Annotated in this window: 13 protein-coding genes; 7 read left to right on the forward strand and 6 right to left on the reverse strand. The window is 60.4% G+C overall.

Annotated elements, in window-relative coordinates:
* Both AACS18_RS03390 and AACS18_RS03395 read right to left on the reverse strand, forming a co-directional pair.
* Positions 1-338 (reverse strand): isocitrate/isopropylmalate family dehydrogenase (locus AACS18_RS03390; RefSeq protein ID WP_258228840.1); only part of this gene is annotated, 338 nt, incomplete at its 3' end.
* 156 nt (positions 339-494) lie between these two features.
* Positions 495-1,370, reverse strand: a complete 876-nt coding sequence (locus AACS18_RS03395; RefSeq protein ID WP_164979925.1) for a helix-turn-helix transcriptional regulator — start codon at positions 1,368-1,370, stop codon at positions 495-497.
* A gap of 129 nt (positions 1,371-1,499) precedes the next feature.
* Here AACS18_RS03395 and manA point away from each other — a divergent pair, with 129 nt between their 5' ends.
* From manA to AACS18_RS03415, 4 genes are all read left to right on the forward strand, one after another.
* A complete protein-coding gene (manA, locus tag AACS18_RS03400) occupies positions 1,500-2,699 on the forward strand; it encodes a mannose-6-phosphate isomerase, class I (RefSeq protein WP_108613691.1) in 1,200 nt (399 codons plus the stop codon).
* A gap of 503 nt (positions 2,700-3,202) precedes the next feature.
* Positions 3,203-5,095, forward strand: a complete 1,893-nt coding sequence (locus tag AACS18_RS03405) for a PTS fructose transporter subunit EIIC (RefSeq protein WP_108613692.1) — start codon at positions 3,203-3,205, stop codon at positions 5,093-5,095.
* A 235-nt stretch (positions 5,096-5,330) separates the two neighbouring features.
* Positions 5,331-6,083, forward strand: coding sequence for a DNA/RNA non-specific endonuclease (locus tag AACS18_RS03410; RefSeq protein ID WP_108613693.1), 753 nt, complete (start codon positions 5,331-5,333; stop codon positions 6,081-6,083).
* A gap of 311 nt (positions 6,084-6,394) precedes the next feature.
* Complete coding sequence (locus AACS18_RS03415) at positions 6,395-7,498, forward strand: YdcF family protein (protein WP_108613694.1); 1,104 nt, start codon at positions 6,395-6,397, stop codon at positions 7,496-7,498.
* Between the two features lie 81 nt (positions 7,499-7,579).
* Here AACS18_RS03415 and AACS18_RS03420 read toward each other — a convergent pair whose 3' ends face one another.
* On the reverse strand, positions 7,580-7,954 hold the full coding sequence (locus AACS18_RS03420) for a DUF805 domain-containing protein (RefSeq protein ID WP_108613695.1): 375 nt from the start codon (positions 7,952-7,954) through the stop codon (positions 7,580-7,582).
* Between the two features lie 367 nt (positions 7,955-8,321).
* On the opposite strand from AACS18_RS03420, the gene AACS18_RS03425 reads away from it, so the two are divergent.
* Positions 8,322-10,247: an NAD(P)-binding protein gene (locus tag AACS18_RS03425; protein WP_108613696.1), complete on the forward strand. Its 1,926-nt coding sequence runs from the start codon at positions 8,322-8,324 to the stop codon at positions 10,245-10,247.
* Positions 10,244-11,449 (forward strand): c-type cytochrome, encoded by a 1,206-nt coding sequence (locus AACS18_RS03430; protein WP_108613697.1) that lies wholly within the window; start codon positions 10,244-10,246, stop codon positions 11,447-11,449. Before AACS18_RS03425 ends, AACS18_RS03430 begins: the two co-directional genes overlap by 4 nt.
* Before the next feature lie 89 nt (positions 11,450-11,538).
* Here the strand turns inward: AACS18_RS03430 and AACS18_RS03435 are convergent, their stop codons facing one another.
* The 3 genes from AACS18_RS03435 to AACS18_RS03445 form a co-directional block, all read right to left on the reverse strand.
* Complete coding sequence (locus AACS18_RS03435) at positions 11,539-11,874, reverse strand: DUF3634 family protein (protein ID WP_005353195.1); 336 nt, start codon at positions 11,872-11,874, stop codon at positions 11,539-11,541.
* A 106-nt stretch (positions 11,875-11,980) separates the two neighbouring features.
* The gene (locus AACS18_RS03440; protein WP_108613698.1) at positions 11,981-12,949 is read right to left on the reverse strand and encodes a nucleoside hydrolase; all 969 of its coding nucleotides are present in this window, start codon (positions 12,947-12,949) and stop codon (positions 11,981-11,983) included.
* A 221-nt stretch (positions 12,950-13,170) separates the two neighbouring features.
* Positions 13,171-13,464 carry a hypothetical protein gene (locus tag AACS18_RS03445; protein ID WP_005353197.1) on the reverse strand — a complete coding sequence of 98 codons (294 nt, stop codon included), beginning with the start codon at positions 13,462-13,464 and terminating at the stop codon, positions 13,171-13,173.
* A gap of 212 nt (positions 13,465-13,676) precedes the next feature.
* On the opposite strand from AACS18_RS03445, the gene AACS18_RS03450 reads away from it, so the two are divergent.
* Entirely contained in the window at positions 13,677-15,122 is a 1,446-nt protein-coding gene (locus AACS18_RS03450; protein WP_021230685.1) for a coniferyl aldehyde dehydrogenase, read from the forward strand.
* Positions 15,123-15,311: the final 189 nt, after the last annotated feature.

Genomic DNA, 15,311 nt, shown 5'->3' on the forward strand with positions numbered 1-15,311 from the left:
CGAATACCGCCACCGACCGGAGTAGTCAGCGGGCCCTTGATGGCCACGCAATATTCACGAATGAAATCCAGGGTTTCGGCCGGCAGCCAGGCACCTTCGCCATAGACATGAGTCGATTTCTCGCCGGTATAGATCTCCATCCAGGCGATCTTGCGCTCGCCCTTGTAGGCTTTCTCGACCGCAGCATTCACCACATTCAACATGGCCGGGGTTACGTCAACACCGATGCCATCCCCTTCAATAAACGGAATGATCGGATGGTTGGGAACCTGCAGCTTGCCGTTGGCATCGACTGTGATTTTCTGACCCTGGGTCGGGATTACTACTTTGCTTTCCATCGGCATCTCCTAACTTCCGTTTGTTATCAACTTGTTTGTTGCGCGCGGCCATCTTAGCCCATTCATTTTCATAATAAAACGACAAGAAAGCATGTCAGACCAAAGAGGTAGCCACCCGCTAGTGCGCCGTCACCACGCCTCTCCGACCCCGCCCAGTTATCCCTCCAGCTCGCTGGCCACCGCCTGCGGCTGACTCAAGGAACGATACTGGGAAGGGGTCAAACCGGTCTTCTGTTTGAACACCCGGCAGAAGTAGTTCACGTCACTGTAACCGCAACGACTGGCCACCTCTTCAAGACGAAAGCGGTACTTTTTCAGCATGAATTTGGCCCGATCGATCCGCACCCAACTGATGTAATCGGCAAGGCGCATATGACCCTGCTCGCGGAACAGGTGGGAGAGATGGCTGGCTGAAACGTTGAAGCGGTGGGCAATGGAGTCACGGGTGATGGGACGGTGAAAGTTCTCCTGGATATAGATGCAGATCCCGTGAAAGAGCTCTGCCCCCCGTGGCCGATCCGTGGCGGACTCCAGCAACAGCTGACGGGCACTCGCCAGCAGGGCCTGCAGCAGGTGATCATCGGTGGGGGAGCGACCAGGATCCTCGGTCAGTACGTTCAGCGCCGCCAAAATGTGTTCGATCACATGGCCCGCCCGCGCCATGATGCTGTGCTTTTGCACATCGAAAAAGTCCGGATCTTCACGGCGCTTGCTCACCAGACTGAACCCCAGCTGGCGTTTGCCAAAGAGCAGGCTCAGCACCGAGCAGTCGGTGGTCCAGAGCGGCTTGTTCCAGCCGTTGGGGGGAATATAGAGCGCCTGCCCTGGTAACACGCTGATCTCTCTGACCCCCTCCTCCCTGTCCCAGATCTGGTTGAGATACTCGCCACTAAAGACCAGCTCGAGGCGGGGAAAGTTGACCTGATAGCTGAAACTGGGTGGCACCCCCTGTTCACTGGCAAACCAGATTTGGTCAAATGGAACCTGTTCGCTCAGGGCTCCGTCGAGCAGTTGGCTGAAGATGAGAGACATGGTGATCCTGATCAAGAGAGAGGCAAGCGGTTGCGGCGCGCACGACCGCCCATGTTATAGTCCGGTCCACAGCAGTAATGCCACCCTTTTCTGCACCCGATTTTCTTCAAACTAGACGAGGCGTCCCTTATGAGCAGTAGCGATCTGCCCTCCTTTCTGTTGATGCAAAACCCGATTCAAGGCTATGACTGGGGCAGTCATGACTCCCTCACCACCCTGTTTGGCATCCCCAACCCGCAAGGCAAACCCCAGGCCGAGCTGTGGATGGGCGCCCATCCCAACGGCTGCTCCGAGGTGACGCTGGCGGGCAGTGTGCAAAAGCTCTCTTCGGTGATCGACAGGGCTCCAGCCGCCGCGCTGGGTGAGGCCACCTTCGCCCGTTTTGGCAGCCTGCCGTTCCTGTTCAAGGTGTTGTGTGCCGAGAAGGCTCTCTCCATTCAGGTGCACCCGAGCAAGGCTCAGGCCGAAGCGGGCTTTGCCAAAGAGGAGACCGCAGGCATCGATATCAAGGCGAGCAATCGCAACTACAAGGACCCGAACCATAAGCCGGAGCTGGTTTTTGCCCTCACCCCCTATCAGGCGATGAACGGTTTTCGCGCTATCCCCGCCATTCTGGCACTGTTCGAGCGGGTCAATCTGGCGGCCATCGCCGATCTGACCGCAGCCCTTGCCGCCTGCCAGAATGAAGCGGGCCTGCAGCACTTCTTCCACCAGCTGCTGGTACTGGAAGGGGCGTGCAAGGAGGAGGCGCTGGAAGGGCTGCTAACCTATGCCGCCGCCCATCAGGATGAGGAGACGTTTGCCCTCATCACCAGTCTGGCGGCCCAGTACCCGGGAGATGTGGGCCTATTCTCGCCGCTGCTGCTCAACGTGGTGACGCTTGAGCCCGGTCAGGCGATGTTCCTCGATGCCTGTACCCCGCACGCCTATGTGCGCGGCACGGGTCTCGAGATCATGGCCAACTCCGACAACGTACTGCGCGCCGGCCTCACCCCCAAATACATCGACGTGGCAGAGCTCTTGGACTGCACGCGCTGCTTGCCCAAGCTGGACGACCAGATCCTGCTGGCCCCCCGCTGTGATGGTGCGGTACAGCACTTCGACGTGCCGGTACCTGACTTCACTTTCAGCGTCTACCCGGCTGGCGAGCATCAGCTCACCACTGCCAGCGCCGAGATCCTCTTTGCCATCGATGACACAGTGACCCTCAAGCAGGGCGAACAGTCACTGCGTTTGGAAAAGGGGCAATCAGCCTTTATTCCTGCAGCGACTGGCAATTATCAACTGCTGGCCGAAGGACGGGTCGCCCGCGCCGGCAACAGCTGCTAACGGGCACATCCTGAGGCTATGCCCCATTCGAATATGCACAAGGGCCATCAATGATGGCCCTTGTTTTTTATCCCCATCCATCCCCTTTCATCTCTTCACAACACGGTTGACCATACTCACAGAGTTATCTCCCTCCCAATTAATGACAATAAAATCACTTGAGGCGCCTGCTATTTGCCAACCAGCTCACACTATTGACCCATAACAAATCACACAAATATCCATTCCATCACAGAAAACCCATCATCGACCTAGACACTAAGATAAGATTTCGCACGAACAAAACAAAAGTAAGTGATTGATACTAAATAATTAAATTAATATTCACATCGAATTCAATCATCACGCCAAAACGAGATGAGAATCACAGCTCATTCTTGCCAGCACAAAAATCCAGTAAACGGCACATTTGTCCGATTTCGGCACCGCGCCAACGGGAGAACAATATCCAGGTCAATTGTTCCCCCCATCATGCGGCTCGGCAACGGAGCCAGGAGTGTAATATGTTACCCACCATGACCAACGGCAGACTCATCTGCCTGGAGTTGAAGGCCACCAGCAAGGAGGCTCTGTTCAACGAGATGGCACAGATGCTGGCGCGCGATGGCGCCGTGTCTGATCAACAGCAATTCGTCAAGGATATCTGGGCCCGCGAACAGCTGGACTGCACCGGCTTCGAGCAGGGTGTCGCCCTGCCCCACGCCAAGAGCAAGGCGGTCAGCCGTCCGGCCATTGCCATCGGTGTCAGCCGTCAGGGTATCGAGTACGGCGCCGAAGATGGCAAGCCGACCCAGCTGATCTTCATGATCGCCTCCCCGGATGGCGGCGCCAACCACCACATCGAAGTGCTGGCCGAGCTCTCCACCCGTCTACTGGAGCCGGGCTTTATCGAGCAGATGAAAGCCGCCACCACTGTCGAGCAAGCCCTGACCCTGCTCAAGCAAGGCCCGAAAGCGGAAAAACCGGCGCCAGCTGCCAAACCGGCTGCCACTGCGCCGGTTGAACCCGACGAGCGCACCTTCAAGGATCGCCTCAATACCATGAAGCAGCACCTGCTGTTTGGTACTTCCCACATGATCCCCTTCATCGTGGCGGGCGGTGTGCTGCTCTCCCTGTCGGTGATGATGAGCGGCAAGGGTGCCGTGCCGGAAGCGGGCTTCCTCAAAGACATGGCGACTATGGGTATCGCCGGTCTGACTCTGTTTACTGCCGTACTGGGTGGCTACATCGCCTACTCGCTGGCTGACAAGCCGGGCCTGGCTCCGGGCATGATCGGCTCCTGGATTGCCGTTCAGCACTATCAAACCGGTTTCCTCGGCGCCATTCTGGTGGGCTTTATCGCCGGTTTCGTGGTCAATCAGCTCAAGCGGATCAAGTTGCCTGACTCCATGACCTCGCTTGGTTCCATCTTCATCTATCCGCTGATCGGTACCTTCCTGGTGTGTGGCATCGTGATGTGGGGGATCGGTGCCCCGATCGCCGCCATGATGGAAGGGATGAACCACTGGCTCTCCAGCATGGCGGGCTCAGGTAAAGTGATGCTGGGTGCCATTCTCGGTGGTATGACCGCCTTCGATATGGGCGGCCCGGTCAACAAGGTTGCTACCCTGTTTGCCCAGACTCAGGTCAACACCCAGCCCTGGCTGATGGGCGGCGTCGGTATCGCCATCTGTGTACCGCCGCTCGGTATGGCGCTGGCGACCTTCATGTCTCCGAAGCGTTACAAGAAAGAAGAGCGTGAATCCGGTAAAGCGGCCGCCATCATGGGCATGATCGGTATCAGTGAAGGTGCCATCCCGTTCGCCGCTGCTGACCCCATGCGTGTTATCCCGGCCATCGTCGCAGGCGGCATCGTCGGCAACATCACCGGCTTCATGATGCACAGTATCAACCACGCCCCCTGGGGTGGCTGGATTGTCCTGCCGGTTGTTGAAGGCAAGATGGGCTACATCCTGGGTACCATCCTCGGCGCCCTGACCACCGCCATCATCGTCAACCTGCTGAAGAAACCGGTAAGCGAAGAAGATGACGTGACCACCACCCAAACCAGCTTCGAAGTCATTGAAGCGGAAGGGGAAGCGGACGTACTGGCCATCACTGCCTGCCCGTCTGGCGTGGCCCACACCTTCCTCGCCGCCAAGAGCCTGCAGAAGGCCGCCGCCCAGCAGGGGATCAAGATCAAGGTCGAGACCCAGGGCGCCAACGGCATCATCAACCGCATTACCGCCAAGGATGTCGCCAACGCCCGCTGCGTCATCTTCGCCCACGATGTGGCTATCAAGAACCGCGAGCGCTTCACCAATATCGAGGTCATCGATGTGAAGACCAAGGAGGCGATTCACAATCCGGAAGCACTGTTGGCCCGCACGCTGGGCAACAAGGCAAACGCCGCCTGATAGCCGTCAGACTCCACCTATAACAAGGGGCCCATCACGGGCCCCTTTTCGTTGCCTGCCGAGCAACCGCATATCATCCCACCGACCAAGCCACTGATTTAAAACATATTAACCAGTCACATCACGGATCTTGGCGGGCCGTCACAGAACGGTGACGTGTAAAAAAACAGCAATTGAAGCGCTGGTCAGATCTCGTGTCAAATGGCTCCACCTACTAAACTGGAGCATCACAAAAATGATAAAAATCAATAAATTGGTTCTGGCTGTTACCCTCACCCTCACTGCTAGCCCCTTGCTGGCCGCCCACTGGGCGTGTGGCGACCACGTGCGCTTTGGCCTCCCCTCCGAATCGGATCAGAAGCTCTGCCGTGAAGGGTATGCGGTCGGCTACAACTACGACTACAAGGTTGCGGACTGGGTCTCCTACCGGATGACCGCCCAGAGCGCACAGGGCACAGTGCCCCGCAAGGATGCCTTCGCCGAGGACAGGGAGATCCCGGTCGCCTACCGCGCCACCCTCTCCGACTACAAGGGCTCGGGCTACGACCGTGGCCATCAGGCCCCGGCGGGAGACATGAAATCGAACAAGAACACCATGAAAGAGAGCTTCCTGCTGAGCAACATGACACCGCAGATCGGGGTGCTCAACCAGAAGGCGTGGCGCGTGCTGGAGGACAAGGTGAACAAGTGGGCCGTTTCCCGCAAGGATGTGCAGGTGATCACCGGCCCCATCTTTACCGGCTCTGAAGAGTCCATCGGTCAGGGTGTGGCAATCCCGAGCGCCTACTACAAGATCGTGATGGACCCGGCCAGACTGCAGGCCATTGCCTTTATCATGCCGCAGGAAGAGGTGCCCATCAGCCAGATCGCCGACTACCGGGTCTCGGTGCGTGAGGTGGAAGAGCAAACCCAGCTCAACTTCTTCAGCGATATGCCCGAAGAGCAGCAAGAGACGCTGGAAGCCCGCGTCTCCCCGATGTGGAACTGACCGCGAACACTCACAAACAGATGGATTGAGACGCCATCTGTCTTGCATCGCGATAGAGGGAGGGGCCCGCGCCCCTCGCAGCAGGGGGAATCACGCTCCCCCTGCCCTTTTCAGATGGCTGCTGACCCGTTGCAACCACTGGTTGTGGCATCACCCGACGACCCGCCCCGACTCACAGTTTGCCGCGCCGTTAGCTGCTATATTGCCCCCTCTTTGGCACTAACAGACTGAATTGACGCACATTTGCCTCGTCGCATCGGCCCGCAAACCGCTGCGCCACAGCGTGATTCAGCCCCACAGAGGACCTTTTGATGAAACAGACCCTTCTTGCCCTCACCCTTGGCGGCCTGCTGGCGCTCTCGCCCCTCGCCCTGCAAGCGGCCGAGAGCACGATGCAGATGGAGCATGACCTCAATACTCTGGTCAGCAAACGGCAGGCGGTGGACATGCTGCTCGGCGAAGCGCTGCAGATCTACAAGTCGCCAGCCAAGATCTCCCACGCCGGTTTTACCGCCAAGATGCCAAGCAATATGGAGCTGGTGACCGAGCGGCTGCTGGCCGCCTACCAGCTTGAACCCTACCGCACCGACCTGCTCATCTCGGCTGCCAACGCCCAGATCTACAACGGCAACCTGAGCCGCGCCATCACCTTGCTGGAGCAGGCGCAGGCCGTCGCTCCCGATGATCTCGACATCAACAGCTATCTCGCCATCTGGCAGTTGGTGAAGGGTAACAAGGAGGCCTCCCGCAGCTATCTGGCGAAAGTGGCGGATCGCAACAGTGGCCGCGCCGCCGATCTGGAGGAGATCATCGCCCGGGTGCAGCGGATCACCGCCGCCCCGCTGCAGACCGAACTGACCGAGGATCAGGTCAAGGCCACCAAGGAGGGCAAACGCGCTATCGTCACCCTGGGCTACGCCCTCAATCCCGACGGCAGCATGGACAAGATCCTGCTCGGCCGGCTGCAAACCACCCTTGAGCTGGCCAAAGCCGACCCGGAAGCGCTGCTCATCCTGACCGGCGGCGTGCCCCAGAACCGCCAGACCGAGGGCAAGCTGATGGCTGACTGGCTGGCCAACCACGGCATCGACCGCAGCCGCCTGATTGAAGAGAACTACGCCACCAGCACGGTGGATAACGCCCTCTACAGCGCCTATGCCCTCGCCCGCCACCAGATTGATTATGCGGTGCTGGTAAGCTCCGCCAGCCATGTACGCCGCGGGCAGACGGTGCTGGAAATCGCCTGCGACCAGATTGGCCCGGCCAACATCAAGGTGGCGAGCGTCAGCTACCCCGACAAGCCCCTCGAGGAGCTGGCCAACACGAGCGAGAGCGAGCTGCTCGGCATCTACCGCGACGCCCTGCGCACCTACGGCATGTGGAGCTACCGCTCCGCCCCGCTGATCGAGCGTTGATCGGCCATCAACACGAAAAAGAGAGGGAGGCGTGATGCCTCCCTCTCTTTTATTGACCGATGATTGGCCAAGCCTCGCCCGTTAGCTGACGATAAAGCCCTGCGAGGGGCTCGCTTTGGGATCATCGCCGAAGCGGTTTGGCCCCTGCTGGCCGTTGCAAACCATAAAGTAGATAAGCACCAGGGTGCCGATAATGGGGATAAGCCCGAGCAGCAGCCACCAAGCGCTGCGGTCGGTATCGTGCAGACGACGGGCCGCCACCGCCAGCGATGGCAGCAGCACAGCCAGCGAATAGATGGAGCTGATCAGCTCATTGTCGCCGCCGATCATCTTGTCCACCATGCCGAGCAACAGCATGACGATGACGTTGCACAGCACAAACATCCAGTATTCGGTGCGACGGGCCCGCCCGCTGAATACCGCATATTGCTTGAGGACCGAGATATACCAGTTCATTGCGCCTCCTGAGTGGCCTTTATGCCTATGAATAAAAAGAGAGTCGATAAAACAAGTAGTTAAGAGCTTAGCGCGATCATCCCCCCGAGTCGACAATGATGCCCGAACGCCTCCCAAACTAATCAGCTGCGGCAATCATTGACCGACCGAGCCGAGAGATAATTTGCCCTGCAACAGGGCAAATCCCCCCCCATCAGCGCATCACTCTCGTCACAAGCAGGAAAATGGTGCTTAATAATCCATTAGCAATCGTATGGACTCAGCGTGAGGATAGCGGTAGATTCGGCGCCCAATCCTGAACAGGATCTGTGTCTCCCTCCCATAATGAATCCACTTATTCATTACTTCTCCTAACACAGGGATAGCCATGAGTATTACACGCAGAGATTTTCTCAATGGCGTCGCCATCACCATCGCAGCAGGCATCGCCCCCATCAACCTGCTCAAGGCTGCCGAAGGCGGCAGCGCGCTGGCTGACAAGACGCTGGTCTACCCGCCCGCCCTCACCGGCCTGCGCGGCAACCACCCGGGCTCTTTCGAACCGGCTCACAGCATCGCCCGCGATGGCAAACAGTATGACTTTGCCAATGTCCCCCTTGAGGGAGAGGTCGATCTGGTGATCGTCGGCGCCGGGATCAGCGGCCTGGCCGCCGCCTGCTTCTATCAGCAACTGCTCGGCGCGGATAAGAAGATCCTGCTACTCGACAACCACGACGACTTTGGCGGCCACGCCAAGCGCAATGAGTTCACCACCCCCGATGGCCTGCGTCTGGGTTACGGCGGCAGTGAATCCCTGCAATCACCGCGTTCGGTCTACAGCCCGGTGGCGCTGGGGCTGCTCAAGGCGCTGGAGGTCAACATCGACGAGCTGGCCGCCGGTTTCCAGCAGACCTTCTATCCGGATCTGGGGCTCAGCCGTGGCGTCTATTTCGACGAGAAGCACTTTGGCGTCAACAAGATAGTGAACGGGGATCCGGGCCACAACGTGGCGGACGATATCCCGCGCGATCGCCTGAACGGTCGTCCGCTGGCAGAGTTTATCGGTGACTTCCCCCTCGATGATGCCGACAAGGCCGCCCTGTTGGCCCTGCACGAATCGAAGATAGACTACCTGAGCGGCATGACCCGCGAGCAGCAGGATGAGTGGGTGACTCGCAACAGCTACACCACCTTCCTGCGCGATAAAGTGGGTCTCAGCGAGCGGGCGATCACTTACTTCCAGCAGCGCACCAACGACTTCCAGGCGGTCGGCATCGACGCCACCGCCTGCGCCGATGCGCGTCTGTGCGCCTTGCCGGGTTTCGACGGCCTCAATCTGACGCCGCTGGATGCCGAGGAGCAGGCGGAGCTGGACGATCCCTACATCTTCCACTTCCCCGATGGCAACGCCGGTCTCACCCGCCTGATGGTGCGCAAGCTCATTCCGCAGGTGGCGCCGGGTCACACCATGCAGGATGTGGTGCTGGCCAAGTTTGACTACAGCAAGCTCGACCTGCCTGAGCACAAGGTGCAACTGCGACTTGGCAGCACGGCGTTGCAGGCCAAAAACGTGCGCCTCGCCGACGGCAAGCTGGCGGTGGATGTCACCTACATCAAGGAGGGGAAACTGCACCGGGTACGGGCCAAGCAGTCGATCATGGCGGGCTACAACATGATGATCCCCTACATGGTGCCCGAGATGCCGGAGCCCCAGAAGGAGGCGCTGCGCCAGAACGCCAAGGCGCCGCTGGTCTACACCAAGGTGGTGATCAAGAACTGGCAAGCCTTCGTCAAGCTGGGGGTACACGAGGTCTACTCCCCGGCGGCCCCTTACAGCCGGGTCAAGCTCGACTATCCGGTCAGCATGGGTGGCTACGAGCATCCCAAGAGCCCGGATCAGCCGATGTGCCTGCACATGGTCTATGTGCCGACCCTGCCGGGCAGCGGCCTCTCGGCACGCGAGCAGTCCCGCAAGGGGCGCGCCATGATCCTCGGCATGCCGTTCGAGCAGCATGAACAGATGATCCGCGAACAGTTGCAGGGGATGCTCGGCAGCGCCGGTTTCAACCATGAGCAGGACATCCTCGCCATCACGGTCAACCGCTGGTCTCACGGCTACTCCTATGTCACCAACACCCTGTTTGATGACGAAGCGCAGTGCGAAAAATGGATTGAACTGGGTCGCCAGCCGATCGGCAACATCACCATCGCCAACTCGGATGCAGGCTGGAGCCCCTACGCCCACGCCGCCATCGACGAAGCGTGGCGCGCCGTCAACGAGCTGGTTGCCATGAGCAAGGGAGGTGCCCAATGAACCGCGCCCTGTCACTGACCGCCAGCGCCCTGTTGCTGGCCCTGCCGACCCTTGCCGCCAACGCAGCCCCCGCCATGTCGGCGGGGGAATACGTGGCCAAGCTCGGCGATTGCGCTGCCTGTCACACCAGCGAGACCAGCAAGCCGCTGGCAGGCGGCAAAGGGTTCCCGACCCCCATCGGTACCGTATTTGCCACCAACATCACCCCCGACAAGGCACACGGTATCGGCAACTACAGCCTGCCGGAGTTCATCAAGGTGATGCGCGAAGGGGTAGCCCGCGATGGTCATCGCCTCTATCCGGCCATGCCCTACACCGCCTACGCCAAGATGAGCGATAAGGATCTCGAAGATCTCTATCACTACCTGATGAAGGAGGTGCAGCCGCTGGTCATCGCCAACAAGGAGAGCGACATCCCCTGGCCGCTCAACATGCGCTGGCCGCTGATGGGCTGGAACTGGGTCTATCACGATGACAGCCGCTTCACCCCGGTCGCAGGCAAGAGCGAAGAGTGGAACCGCGGCGCCTATCTGGTGCAGGGTGCCGGTCACTGCGGCAGCTGCCACACCCCACGCGGATTGGGGATGCAGGAGAAAGCGCTGACCGAGGCGGATCCCGTCTACCTGAGCGGGGCGGCGCTGGATGGCTGGTATGCCCCCGACATTCGCGGCAGCCGTTACAGCAAGCAGGAGCTGATCGATCTGCTGAAAACCGGCCGCAGCCAGCATGAAGCGGTCGCGGGCCCCATGGGGGAAGTGATCACTCACAGCAGCCAGTATTTCAGCGACGCCGATCTGGCCAGCATCGCCACCTATCTCACCGATCTGAAAGATGAACCGGTGGCGGAGAAAGGGGCCCGCGCCTACGCCAGTGCCAGCGGCAAGGCGGACTACGCCATGTACTGCTCCACCTGTCACGGGGTCAACGGCCAGGGCAAAGACCACGTCATCCCCTCGCTGGTCAACAACCGCACCGTGCTGGCGAGCGATCCGTCGAGCCTGATCAATGTGCTGCTGCACGGCGCCGAAACACCGGTCACCCACGACCATCTGGGTTACCACATGCCGGGCTATGGCTGGACCATGGATGATGAGCGGCTCGCCGAGCTGGTCAACACCCTGCGCGCCTCCTGGGGCAATGAAGGCACCGCCGTCAAGGCGGCGGCGGTCAAGACCCAGCGCGAGCTGCACGGCAAGGAGTAAGGGCGGTCAGCTCTCTCTTGACCAAGTGTCATAAGAAAACGGGCCTCCACTGGAGGCCCGTTTGCTATTGATGAACCACGTTCCGGTACTTATCCCTTGCGGGATTTGGGCCCCGGCAGCGGCGCCGTTGGCTGGCGGTAATCGCCATAGGGGAAGATATTGCGAAACCGCTGGGCCACCGGTTCGGGGATGGATCGGGAGAAGATCAGCTTGACGCCATCGCCATCGCGCTGCCCCACAATGCGACCGCGCACCGTGTCGTGGCGCAGGATCTGCTTGGCATGCTCAATAAAGGCGGGTGACACCTTGCCCTGCTTGACCACTACCTTGCCGGGTGCAAGACGGATCTCGAACAGGGCGCCACGCCCCAGCTTCATCAACCACCAGATCAGCGCAATCGCTACGATCAAGGAAATCCAGGCCATCTTCATCCCTCCCAAGCTCTTGATATAAGGCAGTATAAGCGGCAGTGCGCTCCGATTGTTTGGCGCCGATCACAGCCCCCGCGTCAGCGCAATAGCGCCTCTTTGCTTAGCAATCCTTGCCCCAGCCCACCAGCGTCTCGCGATAGAGCGCCAGCAAGGCTTCATCGCGCACCGCCACCCCGACCTGCTGCGGACGATAGGCTGCCCAGTCATCGTGGGAGTGGCGCTTGCCATCGAACTTTTGCAGGGTGTGGCCGATGGCCGGGCCGCTGGTGATCACCCGCACCGGCCCTTCCCGCAGGGTAAAGAGGGCCGGATCAATCACATAGGCGATGGCGGACGGGTCGTGGACGTGGCAACCGGAGAGCCCCAGCTTCTCGGAGTAGAAGCGCAGATAGAAGCGGCTCACATCCCACAGGAAGCGGCCCGGCTCCCCCGCCTTATCCCTGAGCTCATCCAGATAGGCGCTGCTGAAGAAGCTCTGCTGGGTCACGTCCAGCCCGATGATCACCACAGTCCAGTCGGCGGTAAAGACCCGGTCGGCGGCATCGGGATCGTCGTGAATATTGGCCTCGGCATAGGGGGTGACGTTGCCGCGATGGCCGTTGACGCCAAACGCGCCCCCCATCACCACTACCTGTTTCACCAGCGAGACAATCTCGGGCGCCTGTTGCAGCGCCAGCGCCAGATTGGTGAGCGGGCCGATAGTGACGAGGGTGATCTCCCCCGGCGCGGCTTTGACCGCCTCGACAATATATTGCCAGGCGGGGCGGGGATCCGGAGCGATAGTCACCTCCCCCGCCTCCATGTCGCCAAAGCCGCTCGGGCCGTGGACTATGGTGGTAGGGCCGACCGGCTCGCGCAGCAGCGGGGCAGCCGCGCCTTTGGCTACATCCGCCTTCATGCCGTACTTCTGCTTGAGCCAGAGGGCATTGCGGGTGCCATTGTCGATGGTGGCGTTACCAAAAACAGTGGTGATGGCGAGCAGCTCGATGGCGGGGTGGGCCTCGGCAAACAGGATGGCCATGGCATCGTCGATACCCGGGTCGGTATCCAGAATGATTTTATGGGTCATGAGAAATTCCTACGGTGACAAACCCTGCGACAAAGGGGAGAGTCTACCCGGCTGACGGTCTCGTATCCCGGCATGGGATCACAGACCGGGCCTTTGCTCCCGGCAGCGGGGGCGCTGCTGGCGACAATCTGCATAAAAAAGCGCGGCCCTGTTGTCTGCGCCGCGCCCTTTATCGTTGTTCGTTATCTGCTATCTGGCAGTGATCTGCCTGACTACGCCCCTCAGTGCTTGCGATGCCAGCGCGGTGAGGTCGCCTTCTCCCCCCAGGGGGTGACGCAGGGGAGCAGCGCCCCTTCAATCACCATCTCGCTGCCTGCCAGCGCCTCGGCGATCTTCTGGTGCAGCACCCGCAGTACTTTACCCTCGTGCTCGGCCAGAGAGTGCCCCGCGGCAAAGAATTCCGGCTGATATTGCAGTGCCAGCTTCTGGGCGAATTCGTAGGTGTTGAAGCAATCCGGCATCCGCTCAACCACATCTTCAAGCCGGGCCAACAAGCTGTTCAGTTCCCTGGTCATAGTGCTCTCTCCGTGTAGGTTAATAGCCAAAAACTACCCCCTATTAGATAAGCCACCAACTAGCAAACCACAAAAGTGTGGGGAGACACACAGTTCTCTCTTGCGTCCAGCTCGTGGTGAACAGCAGACAGCTTGCCAGCTTTACATTCCGGTAACAAACAGCTAGATTTAGACCGACTAATCAGTCGGTCATTTTTCATGCGGAGAACAACATGGGTGCGGCGCAGCTTCAACACACTCCTGAGGATATCCTCGCCATCAAATTGTCCCTGCCGGATCAGCTGGCACGGCTCAAGCGGGCGAGTCTGGCTCATCCCATGCCTACCCTGGCCGAGCGCCGGGCCCAGCTGACCAAACTCAAGCAGGCATTGCTCGCCCACAAGGGGCAGCTGTGCAAGGCGCTGGCAGCAGATTATGGCCAGCGCAGCCACTACGACAGCCTGATTGCCGATGTGCTGCCCTGCATCATGCAGATTAACTACACCCAGAAGCGGCTCAAACGCTGGATGCAGCCCCACCGCCGCCACACCGGCCTGCTGCTGGCCCCCGCCAAAGTAGAGGTGCACTTCCAGCCACTCGGGGTGGTCGGCATTATCGTGCCGTGGAACTTTCCGGTGATGCTGAGCCTCGGCCCCCTCATCACCGCCATCGCGGCGGGCAACCGGGCGATGCTGAAACTCTCCGAGTTCACTCCCCATACCAATGCCGTGCTGCGCACCATGCTCACCAGCGTATTTGACGAAAACGAGATCGCCATCATCGAGGGGGATGCCCAGATGGCGGCGGCATTCAGTTCACTGCCGTTCGATCACCTGCTCTTTACCGGCTCCACCATGGTGGGCAAGCTGGTGATGGCCGCCGCCGCGCCCCAGCTCACCCCCCTCACCCTTGAGCTGGGTGGCAAGAGCCCTTGCCTGATCGCCCCCGACATGCCGGTCGCCACCGCGGTCGAGCGGATGATCTTCGGCAAGAGCCTCAACGCCGGGCAGATCTGCGTCGCCCCCGACTATGTGCTGCTGCCCCGCAGCGAGGTGGATAACTTTATCGCCGCCTATCGCCGCCACTTCAGCAAGCTCTACCCGCAGGGGCTCAATAGTGCCGACTACGGCGCCATCATCAACGACCGCCAGTATCAACGTCTCGTCAGCTGGCTCGATGAAGCCGAGCAGGCGGGTGCCCAGCTCCACCCCTGTGGCAGCCCGGCCCGCGATGACCAGCGTCGCCTGCTGGTGCCCCACCTGCTGACCGGGGTGCCGGGTCAGTGTCAGGTGATGCAGCAGGAGATCTTTGGCCCGCTGCTGCCGCTCATCCCCTACGACACCCTGGAGGAGGCGCTCGCTTATGTGGCCGAGCGGCCCCGCCCGCTGGCCCTCTATCTGATGAGCTTCGATCCCGAGTTGCAGGCACGGGTGACCCGGGAGACCCACTCCGGCGGCATGGCGATCAACGAAAGCCTGTTTCAGGTGGCGGCCGACGATGTGCCGTTTGGCGGCATCGGCGCCTCCGGCATGGGCCACTACCACGGCCACGAGGGGTTCCTCACCTTCTCCAAGGCGAAAACCGTGCTGACCCGCGGCAAGTTCACCACCGGCTCCCTGATCCATCCCCCCTACCACAGCTGGATCCAGAAGCTGATGATGGCCTTCTTCCTGCGCTGATGGAGATGACCATGAACCAGGCTATCCCGCAGCCACAAACCATGACCGACAAGCGCCGCCAGATCCTGGATGCCGCCCTCGCCCTCTGCGCCGAAGATGGCCTGCAGGGGGCCGCCACCGCCCGTATCGCCAAGGCGGCCCCCTGCAGGCCATCTTCGGCGCAGAGGGCGAGGGCGGCATCCAGGATCT

Origin of the sequence: Aeromonas sp. HMWF015 (assembly GCF_963878965.1) — a bacterium.
GTDB classification, from domain to species: domain Bacteria; phylum Pseudomonadota; class Gammaproteobacteria; order Enterobacterales; family Aeromonadaceae; genus Aeromonas; species Aeromonas veronii.

Excerpts from the sequence above, each read along its gene's own strand:
- AACS18_RS03395 (WP_164979925.1), bottom strand. The coding sequence starts at position 1,370 with ATGTCTCTCATCTTCAGCCAACTGCTCGACGGAGCCCTGAGCGAACAG.
- manA (WP_108613691.1), top strand. The coding sequence starts at position 1,500 with ATGAGCAGTAGCGATCTGCCCTCCTTTCTGTTGATGCAAAACCCGATT.
- AACS18_RS03405 (WP_108613692.1), top strand. The coding sequence starts at position 3,203 with ATGTTACCCACCATGACCAACGGCAGACTCATCTGCCTGGAGTTGAAG.
- AACS18_RS03410 (WP_108613693.1), top strand. The coding sequence starts at position 5,331 with ATGATAAAAATCAATAAATTGGTTCTGGCTGTTACCCTCACCCTCACT.
- AACS18_RS03415 (WP_108613694.1), top strand. The coding sequence starts at position 6,395 with ATGAAACAGACCCTTCTTGCCCTCACCCTTGGCGGCCTGCTGGCGCTC.
- AACS18_RS03420 (WP_108613695.1), bottom strand. The coding sequence starts at position 7,954 with ATGAACTGGTATATCTCGGTCCTCAAGCAATATGCGGTATTCAGCGGG.
- AACS18_RS03425 (WP_108613696.1), top strand. The coding sequence starts at position 8,322 with ATGAGTATTACACGCAGAGATTTTCTCAATGGCGTCGCCATCACCATC.
- AACS18_RS03430 (WP_108613697.1), top strand. The coding sequence starts at position 10,244 with ATGAACCGCGCCCTGTCACTGACCGCCAGCGCCCTGTTGCTGGCCCTG.
- AACS18_RS03435 (WP_005353195.1), bottom strand. The coding sequence starts at position 11,874 with ATGGCCTGGATTTCCTTGATCGTAGCGATTGCGCTGATCTGGTGGTTG.
- AACS18_RS03440 (WP_108613698.1), bottom strand. The coding sequence starts at position 12,949 with ATGACCCATAAAATCATTCTGGATACCGACCCGGGTATCGACGATGCC.
- AACS18_RS03445 (WP_005353197.1), bottom strand. The coding sequence starts at position 13,464 with ATGACCAGGGAACTGAACAGCTTGTTGGCCCGGCTTGAAGATGTGGTT.
- AACS18_RS03450 (WP_021230685.1), top strand. The coding sequence starts at position 13,677 with ATGGGTGCGGCGCAGCTTCAACACACTCCTGAGGATATCCTCGCCATC.